This window comes from Acidovorax soli (genome assembly GCF_014207955.1).
Classification (GTDB): Bacteria; Pseudomonadota; Gammaproteobacteria; order Burkholderiales; family Burkholderiaceae_C; genus Acidovorax; species Acidovorax soli_A.
The window spans coordinates 47,080-68,047 of the sequence record NZ_JACHLK010000015.1 but is presented as its reverse complement, the minus strand read 5'-3'; the positions used below and the strand labels follow the sequence as shown (position 1 = coordinate 68,047).

The following is a 20,968-nucleotide window of genomic DNA, read 5'->3' as shown; positions in this document are numbered from 1 at the left end:
GCAGGAGGCTGCTTCAGGCAGTTGGCGCCAGGTAGCTGCTGTGCAGGATGTCGGGTTGCGCCAGCAGCGCGCGCGAGGTGCCTGACCAGGCCATGCGCCCGCGCACCAGCACATTCGCCTGGCTGGAGACGGACAGCGCCAGCGTGGTGAACTGCTCGATGAGCAGCACGCCCACACCCTGGCGCGCCACCTCCTGCACGATCTCGGCCAGGCGCTTGACGACCACTGGCGATAAGCCCAGCGAGAGTTCGTCGATCAGCAGGTAGCGCGGCCGGGCCAGCAGCGCCTGGGCCACGCAGACCATCTGCTTTTGCCCGCCCGACAGGGAGCGCCCCGGGTCGGCGAGCTTGCCGCGCAGCTCGGGCAGGGTCTGCAGCACCGCGTCGATCGCGCCGGCCACCTCGGTGGCGGGCAAGCCGCCGGCGGCCACGCGCAGGTTGTCGAGCACCGACAGCTCGCCCAGCACGCGGTGCCCCTCGGGCACCACCGCCACGCCGGCAGCGCGCACGGCCTCGGGGCGCAGGCGCAGCAGCGGCAGGCCGTCGGCAAGCACCTGCCCCGACTGCACGGGCAGGGCACCGGCCACGGCCATCACCGTGCTCGACTTGCCCGCGCCGTTGGCGCCCACCAGGGCCGTCACGGTGCCGGGTGCCACAGCCAGGTCGATGCCATGCAGCACCGGCTTGCCGCCGCGTTGCAGTACCAGGTTCTCGATCGTCAGCATGTGGTGTCTCCTTCGGTTCCCAGGTAGGCACGGCGTACCTCGGGGTCTTGCAGCACCTCGCGCGTGGACCCCAACGCCAGGCGGCGGCCGAAGTCCATCACCAGGGTCTGGCTGCAGGTGTCGGCGATCAGGTCCACGTCGTGGTCGATGAGCAGCACCTGGGCGCCGCGAAAGGCCTGGATGCCGCGCAACGCCTCGCGCAGCCGGCCCGACTCGTGCTCGGTGAGGCCGGCGCCGGGTTCGTCCAGCAGCAGCAGGCGGGGCCGGCCGACCAGGGCCTTGGCCAGCTCCAGCATGCGGCGCTGGAACAGGTTGATGGCCTGCCCGGGCTCTGTGGCCACATCGGCCAGGCCGCAGTAGCCGAGCACGTCGGCCACCTCGTCCACAGCCTCCACCCCCGTGGGCGGCACCTGGTCGAGCACGGCCTGCACATTGGCCCAGACGCTCAGGTCTTCGACCACCTGTTCGGTCTGGAAGGAGCGGCGCAGGCCCTGCACGACGCGCTGGCGCGGCGAGAGCGGCAGCCAGGGCAGGCCGTCCACGGCCACCTGGCCGGCGCGTGCGCCCACCAGCCCGCTGAGCAGGTTCACCAGGGTGGTCTTGCCCGCGCCGTTGGGGCCGATCAGGCCGCAGACCGGTGCCTCCAGCGTGGCCGTGAGCCCGTCGATGGCCTTGAGGCCGCCGAACTGCACGCAGAGCTTGTCGATCACGATCATGCCTGCGCTCCCCGCAGCCGCTGGCGCAGCGCCTGCAGCGCCGAGAGCCACTGGCCCGCAATGCCCTGCGGCGCGGTGATGAGCGCATGCAGCAGCGCCGCGCCGAAGAACATCAGGGCCACATAGCCGTTGACCTCCCAGTCGGTCAGCAGCGCCGGCACGGCCCTGAGCAGCAGGCCTGCGAGCAGCGTACCCAGCCAGTGGTAGGCGCCGCCCACCACCGTGAGGGCCAGCAGCATGACCGATTCGGACGCCTGGAACGCCCGGCCATCGAGCTGGCCCACATTGCCCGCGAGCAGCGCGCCCGCCACCCCGGCGCAAAAGCCGGCCAGGCCGAAGGCCCAGGTCTGGTAGAGCAGCACGTTGACACCGGCCGCGGTGGCGGCAGCCTCGCCGCGGCGGATCAGCGCCCAGGCACGGCCCGGCTTGCCGCGCCGGTGCCACTCGATCAGGCCCATCACGGCGGCCAGCCAGGCCAGCACATAGGCCAGGTAGGCGCCATCGCCCTGGGCCAGCCAGGGCCGCGCCAGCATGGCGCGGCCGGTGCCATCGGCCTTGCCGAGCCAGCCCGGCCCGCCATCGGGGAAACCGAGCGCGCTGGCCAGCACCTGGTAGCCGCCGGCCATCATCAGGGTCACCAGCGCCAGGTACAGGCCCTTCATGCGCAGCGCCGGCAGGCCGGCCACCATGCCGGCCGCGCTGGCGGCCAGGCCGCCGGCCAGCACGCACAGCTCGAATGGCAGGGCCCCGCCATGGCCCAGGCGCAGCGCCACCCAGCCGCCCACCCCGAGCAGGGCGTACTGGCACAGGCTGATGAGGCCGAGCTGTCCATAGAGCAGGGCCACGCCGGCGGCGGCCACGCTCAGCGCCATCGAAGCGCTCAGGGTCTTGGTCCAGTAGCTGTTGGCCAGCCACGGCAGGACCAGGGCCATGAGCAGCAAGGCCGCGCACAGCCAGTGGTACTGGCGCCGCTGCAGCGCAGCGCTCCGGGCCACGGCAGCGAGCAGGCCCGCAGGCGCGCGGGGAACGGCCGGGCGCGGCGGCAGCGGCGCGGCGGCGGAAGGGAGGATGGACATGGTGGAACGATCGAAGACAGAAGAGACCTACGCGGCACGCGTGGTGTTGCGAAAGGCCACGATGGCCAGCAGGGCCATGAGAAAAGGCACGGCGGTGCGAAAGGGCGCGAAGCCGGGCAGCAGGATGGCGCAGGCTTCCAGCATGCCGATGAGCAGCCCGCCCGCCACAGTGGCCGGCAGCGAGCTCAGCCGGCCCAGGATGGCGGCGGCGAACGCGGGAATCACCAGAAAGGTCAGCACCGTGGCCTGCAGCCGCACGATGTTGGCCAGCAGCAGGCCGCAAACGCCGGCAAAGGCGCCCGAGAGCACCCAGGCCACGGTATCGACGCGCAGCACCTGCACCCCCAGCAGGGCGCTGAGCGCGCGGTCGTTGGCCAGGGCGCGCATCATCAGGCCGATGCGGGTGCGCGCCAGCAGCCAGCCCACGCCGGCCATCATCAGCACGGCCAGCGCCAGGCCCAGGATGCGCGTGCCCGTGAGACGCACCTCGCCCAGCTCGATGGCCTGCAGGTCGGTGGGCAGGATGAGGCGGCGCGGCTGCTCGCCCCAGAACCATTCGACAAACGCCATCAGCATGAGCGCCAGGCCCAGCGTGGCGATGCTGCGGATGGTGGCATCGCGCGCCGCCAGGCGTGGCGCCAGCAGGCGCCCGTAGGCCAGCGACAGCAGCATGGCCGTGGCCACCGCTGCGGCCCAGGCCAGGGCCTGCGGCCACTGCGCCTGCAGCGCCGACCAGGCCACGTGCGCCCCCACCGCGCCGATGGCGCCGAAGGCGAAGTTCAGCACCCCGCTGGCACGGTACAGCACCACCAGGCCCACGCCGGAGAGCGCATACACCGCGCCCACGCCCAGGCCGGCCATCAGGAAGGGCAGGAGCTCGTCCATGGCGGGTGCTCAGAGCCCGAGCCGCTTTTCGTCGGCACGCACGTCGGCGAGCTCGGGCTCATCGGCCGTCAGGCAGGCCGCCGTGACCTGCTTGAAGCCGTTGCCGCTGACCTGCGCGATGGGGCCGCTGGTGTTGGCGTTGTGGCGCGCACCATCGCCCACGTAGAAGGGCTTGCACAGCATGTCGCTCTTGAAGCCCTTGACCTGGCGCAGCGCGGCGCTCACGCTGGCCCGGTCCAGCGGCTTGGCGCTGCCCAGCTTGAGCAGCGCGTCCGTGACCACGCGCGCTGCGAGGTAGCCGCCCTGCGCGAAGGAGTCGCGCGGCGCGCCCTTGTCCGCATAGGCGGCCATCACCGCCTTCCAGTTGAGGTTGTCCGGCCCGTTGGACTCGGTGGGCATGAACTCCAGGTGCACGTCCAGCGCGTTGTTCCAGGCCGCACCGATGGCCTTGGGCACGTCGCTGTTGTAGGCCGGCGTGGTGGAGGCGAAGCGGATCCGGCGCTGCAGGCCCTGCTGCTCGGCCGCGGCCAGCATGGGGACCATGATGCCCTTGGGCACGTTGAGCACGATCACGTCGGGCTTCTTCGCGGCGGCCTGCAGCATCACCGAGGTGGCGTCGGCCGAGCCCGGGTCGATGGTGATGGTCTCGACCTCCACGCCCTGCCCCTTGCCCCAGCCCTTGGCGCCTTCGCAGGCCCAGTTGCCCAGGCTGGGGATGTTGGGGATGATGCAGACCATGCGGCGCGCCTTGTAGGCCTGGGCCGCATGCGCGGCCACCAGCGTGGCCGAGACCCGCGGGCCGCTGTTGACCGGGGCATAGTTCTTGGCGAAGAAGCATTCGCGCGGCACGCCCACGCCGGCAATCGCCATCACGTTCTCGCGCTCGTAGAGCCGGGCATTGGCGCCGCATTCGACGAAGCTGGAGCTGCCCACCATGGCCAGCACCTTGCGGTCCATCACCAGCTTGGCCGCCACCTGCGAGGCGACCTCGGGGTTCCACTGGTCGTCGGCGATCAGGTACTCCACCGGGCGGCCATGGATGCCGCCGTTGTCGTTGACGCACTTGAAGTACGCGGCGGCGGCCAGGGCCGAGGCGCTGAAGTCGTCCGGCCCGGTCTTGCCGACCACGGCGCCGAGCACGATGGGCTCGCCGCTGGCCTTCTTGCCGGTGTTCATGCCGCAGTCGGGCCGGGCCTGGGCCCAGGCGGCCCCGGTGCCAGCGCCCAGGGCCAGGGTGAGTGCGGCCAGGCGCACGGTGTTGCGGGAAGGGATCATGGTTTGTCTCCTGTGGGTTGGAATGCTTCTGCTCTGCTCTGCTCTGCTCTGCACTGCCTCGGCCGCTCAGACGGCCATGCACACGCTCTTGAGTTCGGTGCAGCCCTCGACGGCGGCGCGCCCCAGGTCGCGGCCCACGCCCGACTGCTTGTAGCCGCCCAGGGGCAGGTTGTTGTCGAGCATGTTGTGGCAGTTGACCCAGACGGTGCCGGCCTGCAGCCGGGGAATGAGGCGGTGCACGGCCGAGAGGTCGTTGGACCAGACACTGGCGGCCAGGCCGTAGGGCGAGTCGTTGGCCAGGCGCACCACTTCGTCGACGTCGTCGAAGGGCATGGCCGTGACCACGGGGCCAAAGACCTCCTCACGCACCACCTGCATGCCGGCATGCACGTCCACCAGCACGGTGGGCGCGATGAAGCAGCCCGCCGTGCCGCTGCGCTCTCCCCCGGTGAGCACGCGCGCGCCTTCGGCGCGGGCGCGGTCCAGGTGGCCCAGCACGCGGTCGAGGTGGCGGCTGGAGACCACCGGCCCGATCTGGGTCTCGGGGTCGAAGCCGGAGCCGATCTTCATGCCCTGCGCAATCTGCGCCAGCGCCGCCACCACCGGCTCGAAAATGCGCCGCTGCACGTAGACGCGCGAGCCCGCCGTGCACACCTGGCCCTGGTGGAAGAAGATGCCCATGGCCGCGCCCATGGCGGCGCGCTCCACATCGCAATCGCCGAGCACGATCAGCGGCGACTTGCCGCCCAGCTCCAGCGTGACACGGGCCATGTTCTCGGTGGCGGCGCGGCCGATGGCCTTGCCGGTGGCGGTGGAGCCGGTGAAGCTGATCTTGTCGATGCCCGGGTGGCCGCAGAGCGCCGCCCCCGTGGCACCGGCCCCGCAGACCACGTTGAGCACGCCCGGCGGTATGCCGGCGGCCAGGGCCAGCTCGGCCAGGCGCAGCGCGGTGAGCGGGGTCTCGGGCGAGGGCTTGAGCACCACGGTGCAGCCGGCCGCGAGCGCAGGCGCCACCTTCCACAGCGCGATGGCGAGCGGGAAGTTCCACGGCACGACCGCCGCCACCACGCCCACGGCTTCGCGCCGTGTCCAGGTGTGGTACTGCACCCCGGGCGGAAAGCCGATGGAGGGCTGCAAGGTCTGGCCTTCGAGCTTGGTGGCCCAGCCGGCCATGTAGCGCACGAACTCGGCGCCGCCGCCCACGTCCACGGCGCGCGCGATGCTGCGCAGCTTGCCGCTTTGCAGCGTCTCGATGGCACTGAGTTCGTCGCCATGCTCCTCGATCAGCTGCGACAGCCGGTACAGCATCTGCTCGCGGTCGGCCGGGCGCAGCCGCGTCCAGGCCGAATCGGTGAAGGCGCGCCGGGCTGCGGCCACGGCGGCATCGACATCGGCCGCGCCGCTGTCGGGGGCATCGGCGATGTGCATGCCGGTGGCCGGGTCGACCACCGGCAGCCAGGCCTCGCTGCGCGGTGCCTGCTCCTGGCCGTCGATGCAATTGCCGTAGCGGCGGCGCATCAGAAAGCCGTCGGCCAGTGGGTGGTGGGCTGGGTGTTCGTGGGGTGTCATGGGAAGGTTCCGAGGGGGTCTGCTCACCGGGCCATGGCGCGTGCCACAAGCAGCGTGTCGGTGAACTGCTCGAAGCGGGTCACGCGGCCGCCCTGCAGGGCCCAGACATGCACGGCGCGGGCCTGCATGGCCTGCCCGGTGGCGCGAAAGCGGCCGCTGTAGGTGCCGATGCCGACCACCTGGTCACCCGCATCGAGCAGGGCCGTCAGAGTGAAGCGGTAGCCCTCCCAGTCGCGGCCCAGCACCTGAAAGACGTTCTCGACCACGGCGCGGGGGCCGACATGGGTGCCGGCGCAGGGAAAGCCGGCCATCTCCGTCCACTGCACATCGTCGGCAAGGTCGGCCACCATGGCCGCGATGTCGCCCCGGTCGGAGGCAGCGTAGTGGTCTGCAATGATCTGGTAGGGGGTGCGCATGGTGGGGTGCCTCAGACGGGTTCGTGCTGGGAGGGGTAGACCGTCATCGAGGCCTTACGCATGAAGGCCCCCGCGGACTGGTTGGAGATCTCGCCCGCGCCCGTCAGGCCCAGGAACTTGCCGGTGGAGCGGCCGCTTTCGAAGTTGAAGAAGAAGACCGAGGCGACCGGGATGCGGTACTCGCGGAAGGTGAAGATGTACTGCTGGTCGTCGAACTTGTAGTAGCTGGCCTGGTCCACGTCGCCATGGCCGCGCTGCACGCCCACCAGGCACTGCCAGGCGTAGCGCTGGGAGCTCAGGTAGGTGTGCTCGTAGGTGTGCTCGGGGCTGTAGGTCTGGAAAGTGCGCAGCCCGATCAGCTCGCGTGTCTCGTGCGGCGCGGTGCTGCCCGCCAGGGCCGGGCCCGCGCCCAGCGTGCCGGCCAGGAAGTCCTGGGCCACGCGCGGCTCGCCCGCCACCTGCCCGTCGCCGAGGATGTGGCAGCGCACGGCCAGCACGCGGCGCGTGCGCGTGTTGGCGATGACGGTCCAGGCCTCGTCGGGCAACGCCGCCCGCGTGAGGTCGATGAACCAGGTGTCCGGCGCGACCTCCACGGCCTCGTAGCGGTCGCTGCCGCTGCGTGCGGGCAGGCCCTCGCCCGACTCCTCCCAGCGCAGCGTGTGGCGGCTGTCGGGCCGCAGCGTCAGCACGCGGTCCGGCAGGTGCAGCGGCAGCACCTGGCCGACCAGGGCCTCGCTGGCCGGAAGGCGGTTGGTGGCGATGCCGGCCGCGAAGTCGTCGAAATGCTTCCAGTCCGGGGGGCGGTGGGTAGCGCTCATGGCATGTGCTCCAGTGGTGAGAGAGGAAAGGGGTACCGTCATTCGGCAAAGGCCAGGGTGGGCAGGTCCACCGCCGAGGCGCCGCCATCGACCATCAGCGCGCTGCCGCTGACCATGGCCGCCTGTGGCGAGGCGAGGAACAGCACGGCCTGCGCCACGTCATCCGGGGTGGCTGGCCGGCCCAGGGGCACATGGCGGGTGACGAGGTCGTAGGCGGCATCGACGCCGGTCAGCCCGTGGCGCTGCACCAGCACGGCCATCTGCTCGTCGGCCATGTCGGTGCGCACCCAGCCCGGGCAGACGGCGTTGGCACGCACGCCATGGCGGCCGTAGTCGCGCGCCAGCGAGCGGGTCAGGCCGATGAGCGCATGCTTCATCGTCACGTAGCCCACCGCATCGGGGCCGGCGAAGTGGCCGGCCAGGGAGGACAGGATGACGATGTTGCCGCGCCGCTCCATCAGCCCGGGCAGGGCCTCGCGCGCGCAGACGAAGGCGGTGTCCAGGTTGAGCCGCGCCGACAGGGCCCAGGAGGCATCATCGGTGCCCAGCGCATTGCCGATGCCATGCCCGCCCGCATTGGCCACCAGCACATCGATGCCGCCATGGGCATCGCGCACCTGTGCCAGCGCGCGCCGCACATCGGCCGCGTCAGCCGCATCGCCCGCCACGGCCAGGGCCCCCAGGGGCTGGGCCACGGCCTGCAGCGGGGCCAGCCTGCGCCCCATCAGGGCCACACGAGCGCCTGCGGCGACGCACTGCTGCGCCACGGCGGCGCCGATGCCGGTGCCGCCGCCGGTGATGAGGACCGACAGGCCGGCCAGGGATGCAGATGGGTTGCTCACAACAGTCTCCTTTTGAATCAAGGCCCCGAAGCGGGGACCACAAACCGGGTGGGCTCAGCGCGCGCGCAGCATGAAATCGGCGCAGCGCTCGGCCAGCATCACCACCGGTGCGTTGGTGTTGCCACTGACCAGGGTGGGCATGGCAGACGCATCGCAGACGCGCAGACCAGCGACGCCGCGCACGCGCAGTGCGGGGTCGAGCACCGCCTGCGCATCGCCCGCGCCGCCCATGCGGCAGGTGCCTGCAGGGTGGTAGACGGTCTTGGCGCGTGCGCGCACATGGGTTTCGAGCGCGGCATCGTCCAGCGCCTCGTCGGCCGAGGGCGACAGCTCGGCGCTGATGTGGCGCGCCAGCGAGGGCGCACGCAGAATGCGCCGGGCCAGCTTCACGCCGCGCACCAGGGTGTCCACATCCTCCCGGGCTGCGAGGAAGTTGCCGTCGAAACGGGCCTGGGCCATGGGGTCGGGGCTGGCCAGGGCCACGGAGCCGCGCGAGGCGGGGCGCAGGAAGCAGGGGTTGATGGAGATGCCGTGCCCCGCCAGCGGCTCGCGGTCGACATCGCCCACCAGCACCGGCAGCACGTGGAACTGCACGTCGGGGCGGCCGCTGCCCGTGGTGTCCACGAAGCCACCGGACTCCACCACGTTGGAGGTGAGCAGGCCGGTGCGCGTGAGCTGCCACTGCAGACCGTGGCGCAGCGCGGCCAGCCCGCGGTCCTGGCCCGCCAGGCTGATGGGTGCGCGGCAGCGGCCGTAGACGCTGACCTCCAGGTGGTCCTGGAAGTTCTGGCCCACGCCGGGCAGATCGTGCACCACGGGGATGCCCATGGACTGCAGATGCGCCCCCGGGCCGATGCCCGACAGCATGAGCAGCTTGGGCGTGGCCAGCGCGCCAGCGCTCAGCACCACCTCGTCATGGGCCAGGGCCTGGTGTTCGGTGCCGTGTGCATCGCGGTAGACCACGCCCGTGGCACGCCCGCCCGACAACGTGAGGCGCAGCACCTGGGCACCGGTGGCGACCGTGAGATTGGGCAGGTGGCGCACGGCCGCCAGGTAGGTGGCCGCCGTGCTGGCGCGCTCGCCCTGGTGGGTGGTGGTCTGGTAGTAGCCCACACCGGCCTGCTCGGCGCCATTGAAGTCGTGGTTGTAGGGCAGGCCGCACTCCTGCGCGGCCTGCAGGAAGGCCGAGCTCAGCGGGTGGCGGTGGCGCGTCTCGCTGACATGCAGCGGCCCCTCGGTGCCGTGCAGCGGGCCGGACAGCACATGGTTGGCCTCGGCCTGGCGGAACCAGGGCAGCACATCGGACCAGGCCCAGCCCGTGCAGCCCTGGGCGGCCCAGCCATCGTAGTCGGCGGCCTGCCCGCGGATGTAGACCATGGCATTGACCGAGCTGCCGCCCCCCAGGGTGCGGCCCTGGGGCACATGCATGCGGCGGCCCTGGGCATGGGGCTGCGGCTCGGTCTCGTAGAGCCAGGTGCGTTCGCTGCCGATCACGCGCACAAACGTGGCGGGCATGCGCACGAAGGGCGTGTTGTCGGCGGGCCCGGCTTCGAGCAGCAGCACGCTGTGCCCGGCGCGGACCAGGCGGTGCGTGACCACGCAGCCCGCCGAGCCCCCACCCACGACGATGTAGTTGTATGCCTGTACCGCACCCATGATGCCTTGTCTCCGGATCTCGTTCTGGTTCACCCGGCGCAAGGCACAAGCCCTGCGCTGTTCTGGTGGCCGATGATCCGGGGCATGGCAGCCCGCGGCAATGCGCGGCGGCGGTTTCGCCGCGTGGGTCAACGCGCAGTGCGCTGGCGGTCAAATGGAGGCCGCCGGCGGTGGCGGCAGGGAGTCAAGCCCAGGCGCGCGCCCAGGCGTCTGCCATGGCAGGCGTGTGGTAGCAGGTAGCTGCAAAGCTCTTGGTGCAGACGGCGCGCTCCAGCAGCTGGATGTCGGCCTCGTGCTGGCGCGCCACGTGCACGTCTTCGAAGAACAGCACCTTGTCGCAACGCTGGTCGAGCACGAGTTCGGCGATCTGCGCATCGCCCCCCAGCGGGCCGCTGCGCAGGGGCTGCACCCAGGGCTGGTCGCGCGGCCAGCCGCGCGACCAGGCCATCTCGTTGAGCCGCCCGCCCGTGGTGCCGGTGGCAAAGCGCTCTTGGGTCTGCGAGAGCAGGTCGAAGTGGCGGTGCGCGAAGTCCACCATGGCGGATTTGAGGGCATCGTGCGCGATGAGCGCGACGGACTGCCTGTCGATGGGCTGCACCATGGCCGGCGGGCGCTGGCGCAGCGAGGTGCCGGCCTGCAGCGCGGCCTCCACCGCGACCCATTCGACGGCCGCGGCCACGGTGAGCAACAGGGGCTTGCCATGCGAGATGCACTGGCGCTTGAGGGCCTGGGCCTCGGGGTACAGGGACGAGGGGTCGAGCGGGTCCAGCAGGTAGATGGCGCCAGCCAGTTCCTGCTCCGCATGCACACCGCCCGCGATGCGCGAGACCATGCGCATCACCCCGCCCTCGCGCCCATAGGGCAGGCGGGTGAAGTGCGGAAAGTGGCCCGCCAGGGCATGCTGTGCGATGGCGTCGGCGCAGCCGCCGACGGCGGCGATGCCCAGTTGCAGCTCTTGCAGGGCAGCGTGCGAGGCGGCGGCCCATTGGGCCAGACCGCCGTCGGCCGTCGAGCGGTGCAGGCGGTGGGCGGCGAGGCCGAAGGTTCTGGGGAGAAAGGTTGTCAACGCGGCCATGATTCAGCGTGTTCCATCAACGGCCCTGAGCTTAGCTCAGTTGCTGGCCAGGACTTCGATGGCGCCATCCGCAATGTCCCTGGCCTTGGGCATTTCCCGGATCAGCCACTTCCAGTCGCTCCCGTCAAACTGCGCCGCCCAGACCCCGCCTGCAATCAGCAGCACGCGGCCATCGGGCGACACGTCCAGCCGCCGCGCAGCCGATGAAAACTCCCACGGCATGGGCTGGGCGCGGGCGTCCTGGGCCAGCACCATGCGGCGGCCCTGCAGCACATACAGGCCGCCCTTGTCCCCGGTGCACCAGAGCCGGCCGGCGAACCAGGCGCTGTCCTTGAATCCTTCGTGGTGCTTCCAGACCGGGGTAAGGCAGCGCCAGCCGTCGTCCAGGCCCTTCCAGACCCGGCCATTCTCGTCGGTGATGTAGGCCATGCCATTGGGTGCGACGGCGACGGTGCGCAGCGAGAGGTCCGATGGGAAGGCCAGTTGCCGCCAGGCCTGCCCCTGCCGCCGCCACACCGCGCCCCTGGACCCGACCACGTACAGGTCCAGCGCCGAGCGGCCGGCCAGATAGTGGAAGCTGGATTGGTCCAGGCCCATGGCCTCATCGAAGGTATCTTCGTCCGTGCTGTCCAGGCCCTCGGGCAAAGGGATGTCGGTGTGCTCACGCCATTGATCAGGCCCGAGCCGTTCGTACACGCGAAACGGCCAGCCCACGGCAAACACAGTGGTGCCGGCGCGCACGGTGCGCCGCACGATGCTGTCGTAGCGCGCCTCAGCACCGGCCGGCACGCGGTGGAATGGAATGCGCGCTTCCTGGCCCTTGTGGACCTTGGGCCTGTAGCCATAGACGGTGCGCCCGGTATCGACCCCGACGAACTCCGCATGGCCTGGCTCCCAGGCGCTGCACAGGTCGGACCAGTGGCTCAGGGCATTGGTGGACATCGAGAAAAAGCGCGTGTCGACCGGGTTCGTGCGTTTGACCGCGAGCAGGCGCAACTGGTAGTGGTCGTCGTGCGCCTTGCCCTCCTTGATTTCGGCGAGCAGAAAGCCCAGGCGGCCGTCTTCGAAGCCGATGGTGCAGTCGATGATGTCGTAGCCGAGGAAGAAGCGCTTGTAGGTTTCGCGGTCGAAGATCATGTAACAGATGGCAAGGAGTCAGCGGCGCCGACCGGGAGTGGCAACAATATCGGGCCGGCCCGCGCCGCGCGACCAACGAGTGAGCATGATTTTTGACAAAAAGGTGTGGAAGAAGTACTTCCACGGGTACACGATCTACGACTGTGCCATTTTTCGGGAGCAGGGCTACTGCTTTCTGCTGGTGGAAGAGAAGGACGACCGGGACACCTACCCCAAGACCCGCGCCGTCACCATCATCACAGACCACCCCATCGCGGCCGGCAGCATTCCGTTTGCACAGACGGAGCGCTTCAGCTTCTCGGCGATTGCCTGCGGCACCCACCCAGCAGAGTATGTCGTCGTGGACAGTGTGAGCAATGTCTACAGCACGGGCGCGAAGTCCAAGCAGTTCGAAGCCGCCATCGAGGACCTGATCAGCCTGAAGACGCCGGTAGGCACCATGGTCACCATCCGCAAGGTGGTGCGGGCTGCCGGCAAGCTGTATGCCGTGGGCAGCAACCGGCGCCTGTACCGGCGCGAAGGCATCGAGCAGTGGGCGGACCTGCACAGCGAAGGCCGCGGTGCGCCCATGCCAACGGACTACACCGAAGCACCGCACGCCGATTGGGGCCGCAAGATGGGCTTCAACGACCTGAGCGCGTTCAGCGATACCGACTTCTATGCCGCCGGCGGCGAGGGTGACCTGTGGCGCTTTGACGGAACCCGCTGGCACCCATGCCCTTTACCCACCCAGACGCAACTGGAAACCGTGTGCTGCGCCGGCGACGGCAAGGTCTATGTGAGCGATCTGCATGGCAATGTCTGGGCGGGACGGGAGGCTCACTGGGAGCAGGTGGCCAGCAGCGAACTGGCCTGGGGCTACCAGCCAGTGGATGCGCACTGGTTCCAGGGGCGCATGTACTTTGGCGCGCAGGAAGGCCTGTATGCCATCAGCGCCGACAAGGAGTTGGTGCCGTTGGGCGAGGTGGACGAGCACGCGCCCAGCTCCATGGTGAGCGGGCGCATCGACATCAGCCCCGATGGCAGGCATATGCTCACCGCCGGGCCCTATGGCGCCTGCCTGTACGACGGCGAGCGGTGGACGCGTTTGTTCAGTGCGTTCGACTTTCGCTGAATGCCCGATGCGCATGGAGCAGGGATGGAGCACATGAAGATTTTTTCCAAGGCCACGTTCAAATCCCATGTCGAGGGCTACACGGTCTACGACTGTGCTTTCAACACCGTCGACCGGTTCTGCTTTCTTCTGGTCGAAGAAAAGGATTCACGCGACACCCTGCCGAGAACCCGGTTTCTGGTGGTGGGGCTGGATGGACCGACGGCGCCGCGCCTGGGGTATTTCGACACGGGGGACATGCGGTTTTCCACGATTGCACGCGGGTATGCTCCCGAAGAGTACGTGGCCGTGGACACGGCCAGCCAGGTGTATTCCTCGGACTCCAGGCGGCGCGGCATGGAAGCGTCCATCGAAGACCTCATCAGCCTGAAGACGCCCGCGGACACCATGGTGACCATCCGCCGGGTGGTACGCGCCGCCGGCAAGCTGTATGCCGTGGGCAGCAACCGGCGCCTGTACCGGCGCGAAGGCATGGACCAGTGGGTGGATCTGCACGGCGAGGGCTGGGGCGCGCCCTGGCAAAGCGATGCCCGCAGCCGTGCCATGGGCTTCAACGACCTGAGCGCGTTCAGCGATACCGACTTCTATGCCGCCGGTGGCGAGGGCGACCTGTGGCGCTTTGATGGAACCCACTGGCACCCGTGCCCCCTGCCCACCCAGGCGCAGTTGGAAACCGTGTGCTGCGCTGGCGATGGCAAGGTCTATGTGAGCGATCTGCATGGCAATGTCTGGGCAGGTCGGGAGGCGCACTGGGAGCAGGTCGCCAGCAGCGAGCTGGCCTGGGGCTCACAACCGGTGGACGCGCACTGGTTCCAGGGGCGCATGTACTTTGGCGCGCAGGAGGGGGTTTACGTCATCAGCGCCGACAAGGAGCTGGTGCCGCTGGGCGAGGTGGACGAGCACGCCCCCAGCTCCATGGTGACCGGGCGCATCGACATCAGCCCCGATGGCAGGCATATGCTCACCGCAGGACCCTATGGCGCCTGCCTGTACGACGGCGAACGGTGGACGCGCCTGTTCAGCGCCTTCGACTTCCGCTGAGTGCGGCAAGGGGGGCGGCGTTGGACCGCCTATTCCCGGAACAAGCCCTCGATCACCCCGCGCAGCCAGCGGTTGCCCGGGTCGGCCTCGAAGCGCTTGCTCCAGTGCAGTGACACCGTGAAGTCGCGCAGCGGCAGCGCGGGCTCGATGAGGGTGTAGCCGCCCTCGGCGGCAAAGCCCTGGGCGATGTTGCGCGGCATGACCACGGCCAGGTCGGTGCCACGCACGATGGAGGGCAGCACCATGAAATGCTCGGTGGTCAGGCGCAGGCGGTCTTCGAGCTGCAGCAGCGCCAGGATGCGCAGCGTGTCCGAGTGCGAGCGCACGGCGACGAATTCGAGTTGCTTCAAGTCGTCGAGCAATGCCGCGCCGCTGCGTTTGCGGCGCGCGAAGGGGTGGCCTTCGCGCAGCAGCACGATATAGCGGTCACGCAGCAGCTGCACGCGCTGCGTGTCGCGCACGGCGGGCAGAAAGCCGAAGGCAAAGTCGATGCGGCCGCTGTCGAGCAGGGGCGCGATCTGGTCCCCGGGCACGGGCTGCGTCTCCAGCCGCACGCCAGGGGCCTGCTGGCGCAGTGCGCGCATCAGCTCGGGCAGAAAGCGGCCTTCGCCGATGTCGCTCATGTGGATGCGGAACACCTTGCGCGACTGCAGCGGGTCGAACAGCGCGGACTCGTTGAGCGCCTCCTCCAGGGTGCCCAGGGCGCTGCGCACGGCGTCGGCCAGACGGTCGGCCCGGGGCGTGGGCTGCACGCCGCCGCCGGCACGCACGAACAGCGGGTCCTGGATCAAGAGGCGCAGCCGCGTGAGCGCCTGGCTGGCGGCCGGCTGGGTCAGGTCCATGAGCTCGGCTGCACGGCTCACGCTGCGCGTGCGGTAGACCGCATCGAACAGGCGCAGCAGGTTGAGGTCGATGTCCTTGATATGCATTGAGCGAATACCACTTAGTCAATCCATTGTATTGATGGATATTCCGCGCCCCCCGAAGATCGGTGTTTTCCACCTGCACCGACCTTCCCCATGCTCCAGGCCACCGCGCCCCGTGCCACCGACGCCGCACCTTCTGCCACCGACCTGCGCCCCACCGTGCGCGAGGTCGTGCTCGACCTGCTGCGCGGCTTCGGCATCGACACCATCTTCGGCAACCCGGGCTCGACCGAGCTGCCGCTGTTCCTCGACTTCCCCCAAGACTTTCGCTACATCCTGGGCCTGCAGGAGGCCGTGGTGGTGGGCATGGCCGACGGCTATGCCCAGGCCACGCAGAACGCGGCCTTCGTGAACCTGCATTCGGCGGCCGGCGTGGGCCATGCCATGGGCAATATCTTCACGGCGCACAAGAACCGCACGCCCATGGTGATCACGGCCGGGCAGCAGGCGCGCTCCATCCTGCCGTTCGACCCCTTTCTGTTCTCGGGCCAGGCCACCGAGCTGCCCAAGCCCTATGTGAAGTGGAGCATCGAGCCCGCGCGCGCCGAAGACGTGCCGCTGGCCATTGCCCGTGCCTACTACATCGCCATGCAGCAGCCGCGCGGGCCGGTGCTGGTGTCCATCCCCGCGGACGACTGGAGCAAGCCCTGCGAACCGCTGGCCGCGCGCACGGTGAGCACCGAGAGCCGGCCCGAGCCGCGCGTGCTGGGCGCCATCGGCGACGCGCTCGATGCAGCCGAGCGCCCGGTGTTCGTGGTGGGCGCAGCCGTGGACCGCGATGGTGCCTGGGACGATGTGGTGGCCCTGGCCGAGCGGCACAACGCCGCCGTGTGGATCGCCCCCATGTCGGGGCGCTGCGGCTTTCCGCAGGACCACCGGCTCTTCATGGGCCTGTTGCCCGCCATGCGCGAAAAGATCGTGGCGCTGCTCGGCGGGCACGACCTGGTGTTCGCGCTGGGCGCCGCGGCCTTTACCTACCACGTGGAGGGCCAGGGCCCGCATGTGCCGCCGGGCGCGCAACTGGTGCAATTGATCGAGGACCCGGGCACGGCGGCCTGGACGCCCGAGGGCACCTCGGCCGTGGGCGGTGTGCGCCTGGGCGTGCAGGACCTGCTGGCCCGCCCGGCACCGCGCAAGCGCCCTGCTCCACCGCTTCGCGCAGCGCGGCCGCGCGCCGAGCCCTCGGCGCTGATGAGCGTGCCCTATGTGATGCAGACCCTGGCCGAGGTGCGCGATGCCCTCTCCATCGTGGTGGAAGAGGCACCGAGTTCGCGCGCCGCCATGCATGCCTACCTGCCCATTCTGCACAGCGAGACCTTCTACACCATGTGCAGCGGCGGCCTGGGCTATGCCATGCCGGCCGCCGTGGGCGTGGCGTTGGCGCGGCCCGAGGCCAAGGTGATCGGCCTCCTGGGTGACGGCTCGGCGATGTACTCCATCCAGGCGCTGTGGAGCGCGGCGCAGCTGCAATTGCCCATCACCTTCATCATCTTGAAGAACCGGCGCTATGCAGCGCTACAGGAGTTTGCGCCGACCTTCGGCTTCGGCCCTGAGGACAAGCTCGAAGGCACGGACCTGCCGGACCTGGATTTTCTGGCGCTGGCGCGCGGCCAGGGCTGCGATGCCGTGCACGTGGCCGATGCCGCGCAACTGCACCAGGTGCTGCGCGATGCGCTGGCGCACCCCCGGCCCATTTTGGTGGAGGTCGACGTGGCCTGACCACCCCGCCCCTCGCCTGCACAGACCCGGAGCACCGGGCACCCCGATTTCTGGAGACATGAGCATGAAGACAACGCATCCAACCGCACCCCAGCATTCCTCCCCGCGCCGCCGCCTGGCGGGCGCCCTGGCCCTGGCCGCCCTGGCGGGTACGGCCCTGTTGCCCATGGGCGCCCATGCGGAGACCTATCCGGCCAAGCCCATCAAGGTGGTGGTGAACTTCCCCGCGGGCGGTGCCGCCGACCAGATCGCGCGGGCCGTGACGGTGCCGCTGCAAGCGGCCCTGGGCCAGCCCGTGGTGGTGGAGAACCGCGGCGGCGCGGGCGGCAACATCGGTGGTGAGGCGGTGGCCAAGTCGCCGGCCGATGGCTACACCCTGCTCATGAGCTCGGGCGGCATGGTCTCGGTGAACCCGCACATCTACCCCAAGATGCCCTTCGACCCGGTGAAGGACCTCATGCCCGTGGCCGCGGCGGCGCGCGTGCTGGTGTTCCTGGAGGTGCGCCCCACGCTGCCGGTGAACACCATCCAGGAGTTCCTGGCCTACCTCAAGGCCAACCCGGGCAAGGTGAGCTTCGGCACACCGGGCAATGGCAGCTCGCCCCACCTGGCGGCCGAGATGCTCAAGACCCAGGCCAATGTGTTCGCCGTGCACGTGCCCTACCGCGGCGCGGCACCCGCCATGCAGGACTTGCTGGGCGGGCAGGTGGACTTCATGTTCGACCCCGGCATCGGCCTGCAGCATGTGAAGGCGGGCAAGCTGCGCCTGCTGGCCGTGGGTAGCGCCAAGCGCTCGCCGCAGTTCCCCGACGTGCCCACACTGGACGAGGTGGGCTTGAAGGGCTTCGATGCCGACACGCTGTTCGGCTTCTATGCCCCTGCGGGCACGCCGGCCGAGGTGGTCACGAAACTCAACCGCGAGATCAACAAGATCCTGGCCACGCCTGCCGTGCAGGAGCGCATTGCCGCGCTGGGTGGCGAGCCCGCACCCATGGCGCCCAAGGCCTTCCACGACCGGGCGATGAGCGACAGCAAGCGCTTTGGCGCACTGATCAAGGCGCGCAACATCACAGGCGACTGAACGCCGGTGAATGTCCGCACGGTGCAGTGCGAGATTGCGGGCAAAGCCCGCAGTCCGGCCTATAGTCCCGCGCTTTGCAACCACCATCACCAAGCGAGGTACTGCCATGGCGCGCAAGCCCCAGATCATCCTGTCGTCCCTGGACGTTGACCGCATCGAGGCCCTGCTGGCCGCCATTCCGGCCAGCGTCTTCCCGGGCAAGGCCGATCTGCAGGCCGAGATCGACCGCGCCGAGGTGGTGGCGCCCGAGGAGATTCCGCCGCACGTGGTGACCATGAACTCCACGGTGCAGTTCGCCATCGAGGAGACGGGCAAGGAGTTCTGCCTGACCCTGGTGTACCCGCGCGACATGGACGGCAGCGCCGACCGGCTGTCGATCTTCGCGCCCGTGGGCAGCGCGCTGCTGGGCCTGTCCGTGGGCGACGCGCTGGTCTGGCCCGGCCCGGGCGGCAAGCCCATGACGGTGCGGGTCAAGGCCATCCTGTACCAGCCCGAGGCGGCGGGCGAACTGCACCGCTGAGCCCACGCCGCCGCCATCGCTGGCGGCAATTTGCAACAGTGCTTTGCGGCATCGGAAGCGAGCAGCGACAATTGCGGGCCATGACCGCGCCCCAGAATCTACCCGACGAACGCCATGCCACGCCACCGGCAAGCGCCACCGTGCCCGCGTTCGACCCGGATTCGACCACCGCCTTCCAGCAGCGCATGGAGCGCGCGCCCGAGTGGTTCTGCTCCTTCCTGGCCGGCAACAGCCGCGAGAAAAGCCGCCTGAAGCGCGAGATCGCGACCATGAAGGGCTCCGTCGCCTGGCTCATGAAGCAGCGCCGCGAGGGCAACTGGACGGCCGAAGAGCGCGATCAACTGCGCGACGTGATGCGCTCGGCCTCGTCGGTCAGCCCCTACCTGTTCATCTGGGTGATCCCCGGCTCGATGTTGCTGCTGCCCTTCATGGCCTGGTTCCTGGACAAGCAGCGCAAGCGGCGCGAAGGCCTGCCACCGGCCTGATGGCGGTGCCGCCAGGCATGCGCCTGTTCCACTTCAGCGACGACCCGGACATCGCCTCCTTCGAACCACGCCCGGTCCGCATGCCGGCTGCGCGCCCGCCAGGCCAGGAATGGCTCAATGGCCCGCTGGTGTGGGCCATCGATGAGGCGCACCAGCAGCTGTACCTGTTTCCGCGGGAATGCCCGCGCATCGTGATCTGGACACGGCCTGACTCGGCCCCGGCCGACCAGGACCGTTGGCTGGGCGGCCTGCAGCCGGGCATGCGGGCCATGGCCTTCATCGAAAGCGCCTGGGCCGAGCGGGTGTGCCAGGGGCAGATCCACCGCTACGAACTGCCGCCCGGTCCGTTCGAGAGCCTGGAAGATGCCGGCATGCGCGTGAGCCGCCAGGCGGTGCTGCCCGTGGCCCGAGAGCTCCTGGCCGACCTGCCGGCCGCCTTGCGTGCCAGCCGGACGGAACTGCGCGTGGTGGATTCGCTCGCCCCCCTGCGCCCGCTCTGGGGCAGCAGTCTGCACGCCAGTGGTATCCGCTTGCGCAACGCCGCCAGTTGGGTCTGAGACCAGCTACGCCCAGTGGCTGCTGACGGCGACCAGCATGCCAGCCCCCACCAGCCCGGCCTGCCAGCGCAGCGCCATGGACCAGGTGGGCACATGGCGCTCCACGCGCTGGTAGAGCTCACGCCCCGCCATCAGCGACAGGGTGAACGCCAGGGCCATGCCCAGGGCATTGACCACGGGCGCCTCGGGAAACAGGTGGCCGATGACCGCGTTGACCAGCAGGCACACGGCGAAGTGCACGAGGAAGACCGAGTACGACATCTGCCCCAGGCGAACCAGCGGCGCCGAGCCCTGCCAGCGCAGCAGTTGCGGCGAACGCAGGGCGGCCACCAGCAGCATGGCGGCCGCCAGGGCCAGCGCGATGCGGCCGCGGAACTCCAGGGCCAGCGCCACACCGCCCAGCAGCAGCATGAGGGCCAGCCAGCCGGCGGGGCGGGGCGACTTCACGGCCCAGTAGGCCAGCATGCCCAGGCCGTATGCGCCGAAGAAGTACCAGCCCCACATGTCGAGCGCGCTGTCGCGGTTGAACACCCATAGCGATGCGGCCGTGAGCGCCACCAGCAGGCCCTGGCCGATCACCGAGCCATGTCGGCGTGCCCAGTCGCCAGGCAGCGAGCGGACACCGGCCCAGACCAGCACGCTGAGTGCAAACAGCTGGAAGTCGATGGCCACGTACCAGACGCCGGCCGAGAGGGCATCCTCGCCCACGATGTCCTGCAGCAGCAGCGCATTGGCCAGCAGCTGGGCCAGGGTGGGCTCATCGGGCACGGAGTGGTGGTCCAGCCACGGGCGCACCAGGGCCGCCACCAGCACCGCCAGCAGCAGGGCCACGGCATAGGGCACGACCAGGCGCACAAAGCGCCGGGTGATCGCCGCGCCGGCGCTGTCGAAGCGCGCCACCCCCTGGGGCGCCAGGCTGGCGGCCGCGAGGTAGCCGCCCAGCACCAGGAACACCTGCACGGCCATGCGGCCGTAGTCGTACAGCCAGGCCATCAGCAGCGGTGCCAAAGGCGCAGCGATGTCGGACATGGGGCCGTAGAACGCCAGGTGGTGGCAGACGATGGCGGCGCAGGCCAGCCCTTTGACCATGTCGATCAGGGGCATGCGGGAGGTGGCGGAGGACATGGGAGACGGAAGGAGCGAAATGGAATGACCCGCCCGCCGATGCGGGCAAAAACCGCCTATTGTCGCTTGTTACAGAAATTTGCGCTTGGAACCGCTTTGCAGGGCAGGCTGCCGAGGGCCAAGAAAAAGCCCGGGCAAGCCCGGGCGCAGGGGGAGCAGCGGGCTGGGATCAGAGGCTGGGAATTTTTTGGCCGTACCCGAAAGGCGCGCC

The 20,968-nt window shown here is 69.8% G+C and carries 21 protein-coding genes; 7 read left to right on the top strand and 14 right to left on the bottom strand.

Features of this window, described 5'->3' with window-relative positions; translation table 11 throughout:
* Positions 1 to 13: 13 nt before the first annotated feature.
* The 12 genes from HNP48_RS27790 to HNP48_RS27735 all read right to left on the bottom strand — a co-directional run bounded on the left by HNP48_RS27790 (position 14) and on the right by HNP48_RS27735 (position 12,189).
* Positions 14 to 724: an ABC transporter ATP-binding protein gene (locus HNP48_RS27790; RefSeq protein WP_184863339.1), complete on the bottom strand. Its 711-nt coding sequence runs from the start codon at positions 722 to 724 to the stop codon at positions 14 to 16.
* On the bottom strand, positions 718 to 1,440 hold the full coding sequence (locus HNP48_RS27785; protein WP_184863337.1) for an ABC transporter ATP-binding protein: 723 nt from the start codon (positions 1,438 to 1,440) through the stop codon (positions 718 to 720). Before HNP48_RS27785 ends, HNP48_RS27790 begins: the two co-directional genes overlap by 7 nt.
* A complete protein-coding gene (locus HNP48_RS27780) occupies positions 1,437 to 2,516 on the bottom strand; it encodes a branched-chain amino acid ABC transporter permease (RefSeq protein ID WP_184863335.1) in 1,080 nt (359 codons plus the stop codon). The genes HNP48_RS27785 and HNP48_RS27780 overlap by 4 nt, the downstream gene beginning before the upstream one ends.
* 27 nt (positions 2,517 to 2,543) lie before the next feature.
* A complete protein-coding gene (locus HNP48_RS27775; protein ID WP_184863333.1) occupies positions 2,544 to 3,401 on the bottom strand; it encodes a branched-chain amino acid ABC transporter permease in 858 nt (285 codons plus the stop codon).
* Between the two features lie 9 nt (positions 3,402 to 3,410).
* The gene (locus HNP48_RS27770; RefSeq protein WP_184863331.1) at positions 3,411 to 4,676 is read right to left on the bottom strand and encodes an ABC transporter substrate-binding protein; all 1,266 of its coding nucleotides are present in this window, start codon (positions 4,674 to 4,676) and stop codon (positions 3,411 to 3,413) included.
* 66 nt (positions 4,677 to 4,742) lie between these two features.
* Complete coding sequence (locus HNP48_RS27765; protein WP_184863329.1) at positions 4,743 to 6,245, bottom strand: aldehyde dehydrogenase; 1,503 nt, start codon at positions 6,243 to 6,245, stop codon at positions 4,743 to 4,745.
* A 23-nt stretch (positions 6,246 to 6,268) separates the two neighbouring features.
* Complete coding sequence (locus HNP48_RS27760; protein ID WP_184863327.1) at positions 6,269 to 6,661, bottom strand: nuclear transport factor 2 family protein; 393 nt, start codon at positions 6,659 to 6,661, stop codon at positions 6,269 to 6,271.
* Positions 6,662 to 6,672: 11 nt separating this feature from the next.
* On the bottom strand, positions 6,673 to 7,479 hold the full coding sequence (locus HNP48_RS27755; protein WP_184863325.1) for a MoaF C-terminal domain-containing protein: 807 nt from the start codon (positions 7,477 to 7,479) through the stop codon (positions 6,673 to 6,675).
* A gap of 38 nt (positions 7,480 to 7,517) precedes the next feature.
* Positions 7,518 to 8,321 (bottom strand): SDR family oxidoreductase, encoded by an 804-nt coding sequence (locus tag HNP48_RS27750; protein ID WP_311773867.1) that lies wholly within the window; start codon positions 8,319 to 8,321, stop codon positions 7,518 to 7,520.
* A gap of 54 nt (positions 8,322 to 8,375) precedes the next feature.
* A complete protein-coding gene (locus HNP48_RS27745; RefSeq protein ID WP_184863323.1) occupies positions 8,376 to 9,977 on the bottom strand; it encodes a GMC family oxidoreductase in 1,602 nt (533 codons plus the stop codon).
* A gap of 184 nt (positions 9,978 to 10,161) precedes the next feature.
* The gene (locus tag HNP48_RS27740) at positions 10,162 to 11,052 is read right to left on the bottom strand and encodes a methylglyoxal synthase (protein ID WP_409362588.1); all 891 of its coding nucleotides are present in this window, start codon (positions 11,050 to 11,052) and stop codon (positions 10,162 to 10,164) included.
* Positions 11,053 to 11,088: 36 nt separating this feature from the next.
* Positions 11,089 to 12,189, bottom strand: coding sequence for a hypothetical protein (locus HNP48_RS27735; protein ID WP_184863322.1), 1,101 nt, complete (start codon positions 12,187 to 12,189; stop codon positions 11,089 to 11,091).
* A gap of 85 nt (positions 12,190 to 12,274) precedes the next feature.
* Here HNP48_RS27735 and HNP48_RS27730 point away from each other — a divergent pair, with 85 nt between their 5' ends.
* Positions 12,275 to 13,303, top strand: a complete 1,029-nt coding sequence (locus HNP48_RS27730) for a hypothetical protein (protein WP_184863320.1) — start codon at positions 12,275 to 12,277, stop codon at positions 13,301 to 13,303.
* 33 nt (positions 13,304 to 13,336) lie between these two features.
* On the top strand, positions 13,337 to 14,344 hold the full coding sequence (locus HNP48_RS27725) for a hypothetical protein (RefSeq protein WP_184863318.1): 1,008 nt from the start codon (positions 13,337 to 13,339) through the stop codon (positions 14,342 to 14,344).
* A gap of 29 nt (positions 14,345 to 14,373) precedes the next feature.
* Here HNP48_RS27725 and HNP48_RS27720 read toward each other — a convergent pair whose 3' ends face one another.
* The gene (locus tag HNP48_RS27720; protein WP_184863316.1) at positions 14,374 to 15,273 is read right to left on the bottom strand and encodes a LysR family transcriptional regulator; all 900 of its coding nucleotides are present in this window, start codon (positions 15,271 to 15,273) and stop codon (positions 14,374 to 14,376) included.
* Between the two features lie 90 nt (positions 15,274 to 15,363).
* On the opposite strand from HNP48_RS27720, the gene mdlC reads away from it, so the two are divergent.
* The 5 genes from mdlC to HNP48_RS27695 all read left to right on the top strand — a co-directional run bounded on the left by mdlC (position 15,364) and on the right by HNP48_RS27695 (position 19,632).
* Positions 15,364 to 16,989: a benzoylformate decarboxylase gene (mdlC, locus tag HNP48_RS27715; RefSeq protein ID WP_184863314.1), complete on the top strand. Its 1,626-nt coding sequence runs from the start codon at positions 15,364 to 15,366 to the stop codon at positions 16,987 to 16,989.
* A 64-nt stretch (positions 16,990 to 17,053) separates the two neighbouring features.
* Complete coding sequence (locus HNP48_RS27710) at positions 17,054 to 18,070, top strand: tripartite tricarboxylate transporter substrate binding protein (protein WP_184863312.1); 1,017 nt, start codon at positions 17,054 to 17,056, stop codon at positions 18,068 to 18,070.
* 106 nt (positions 18,071 to 18,176) lie between these two features.
* Positions 18,177 to 18,590: a nucleoside diphosphate kinase regulator gene (gene rnk / locus HNP48_RS27705; protein WP_184863310.1), complete on the top strand. Its 414-nt coding sequence runs from the start codon at positions 18,177 to 18,179 to the stop codon at positions 18,588 to 18,590.
* Positions 18,591 to 18,670: 80 nt separating this feature from the next.
* On the top strand, positions 18,671 to 19,075 hold the full coding sequence (locus HNP48_RS27700) for a hypothetical protein (protein ID WP_184863308.1): 405 nt from the start codon (positions 18,671 to 18,673) through the stop codon (positions 19,073 to 19,075).
* A gap of 17 nt (positions 19,076 to 19,092) precedes the next feature.
* Positions 19,093 to 19,632 (top strand): DUF6886 family protein, encoded by a 540-nt coding sequence (locus HNP48_RS27695; protein WP_184863306.1) that lies wholly within the window; start codon positions 19,093 to 19,095, stop codon positions 19,630 to 19,632.
* Positions 19,633 to 19,638: 6 nt separating this feature from the next.
* Here HNP48_RS27695 and HNP48_RS27690 read toward each other — a convergent pair whose 3' ends face one another.
* Positions 19,639 to 20,757: an acyltransferase gene (locus HNP48_RS27690; protein WP_184863304.1), complete on the bottom strand. Its 1,119-nt coding sequence runs from the start codon at positions 20,755 to 20,757 to the stop codon at positions 19,639 to 19,641.
* Between the last annotated feature and the right edge of the window lie 211 nt (positions 20,758 to 20,968).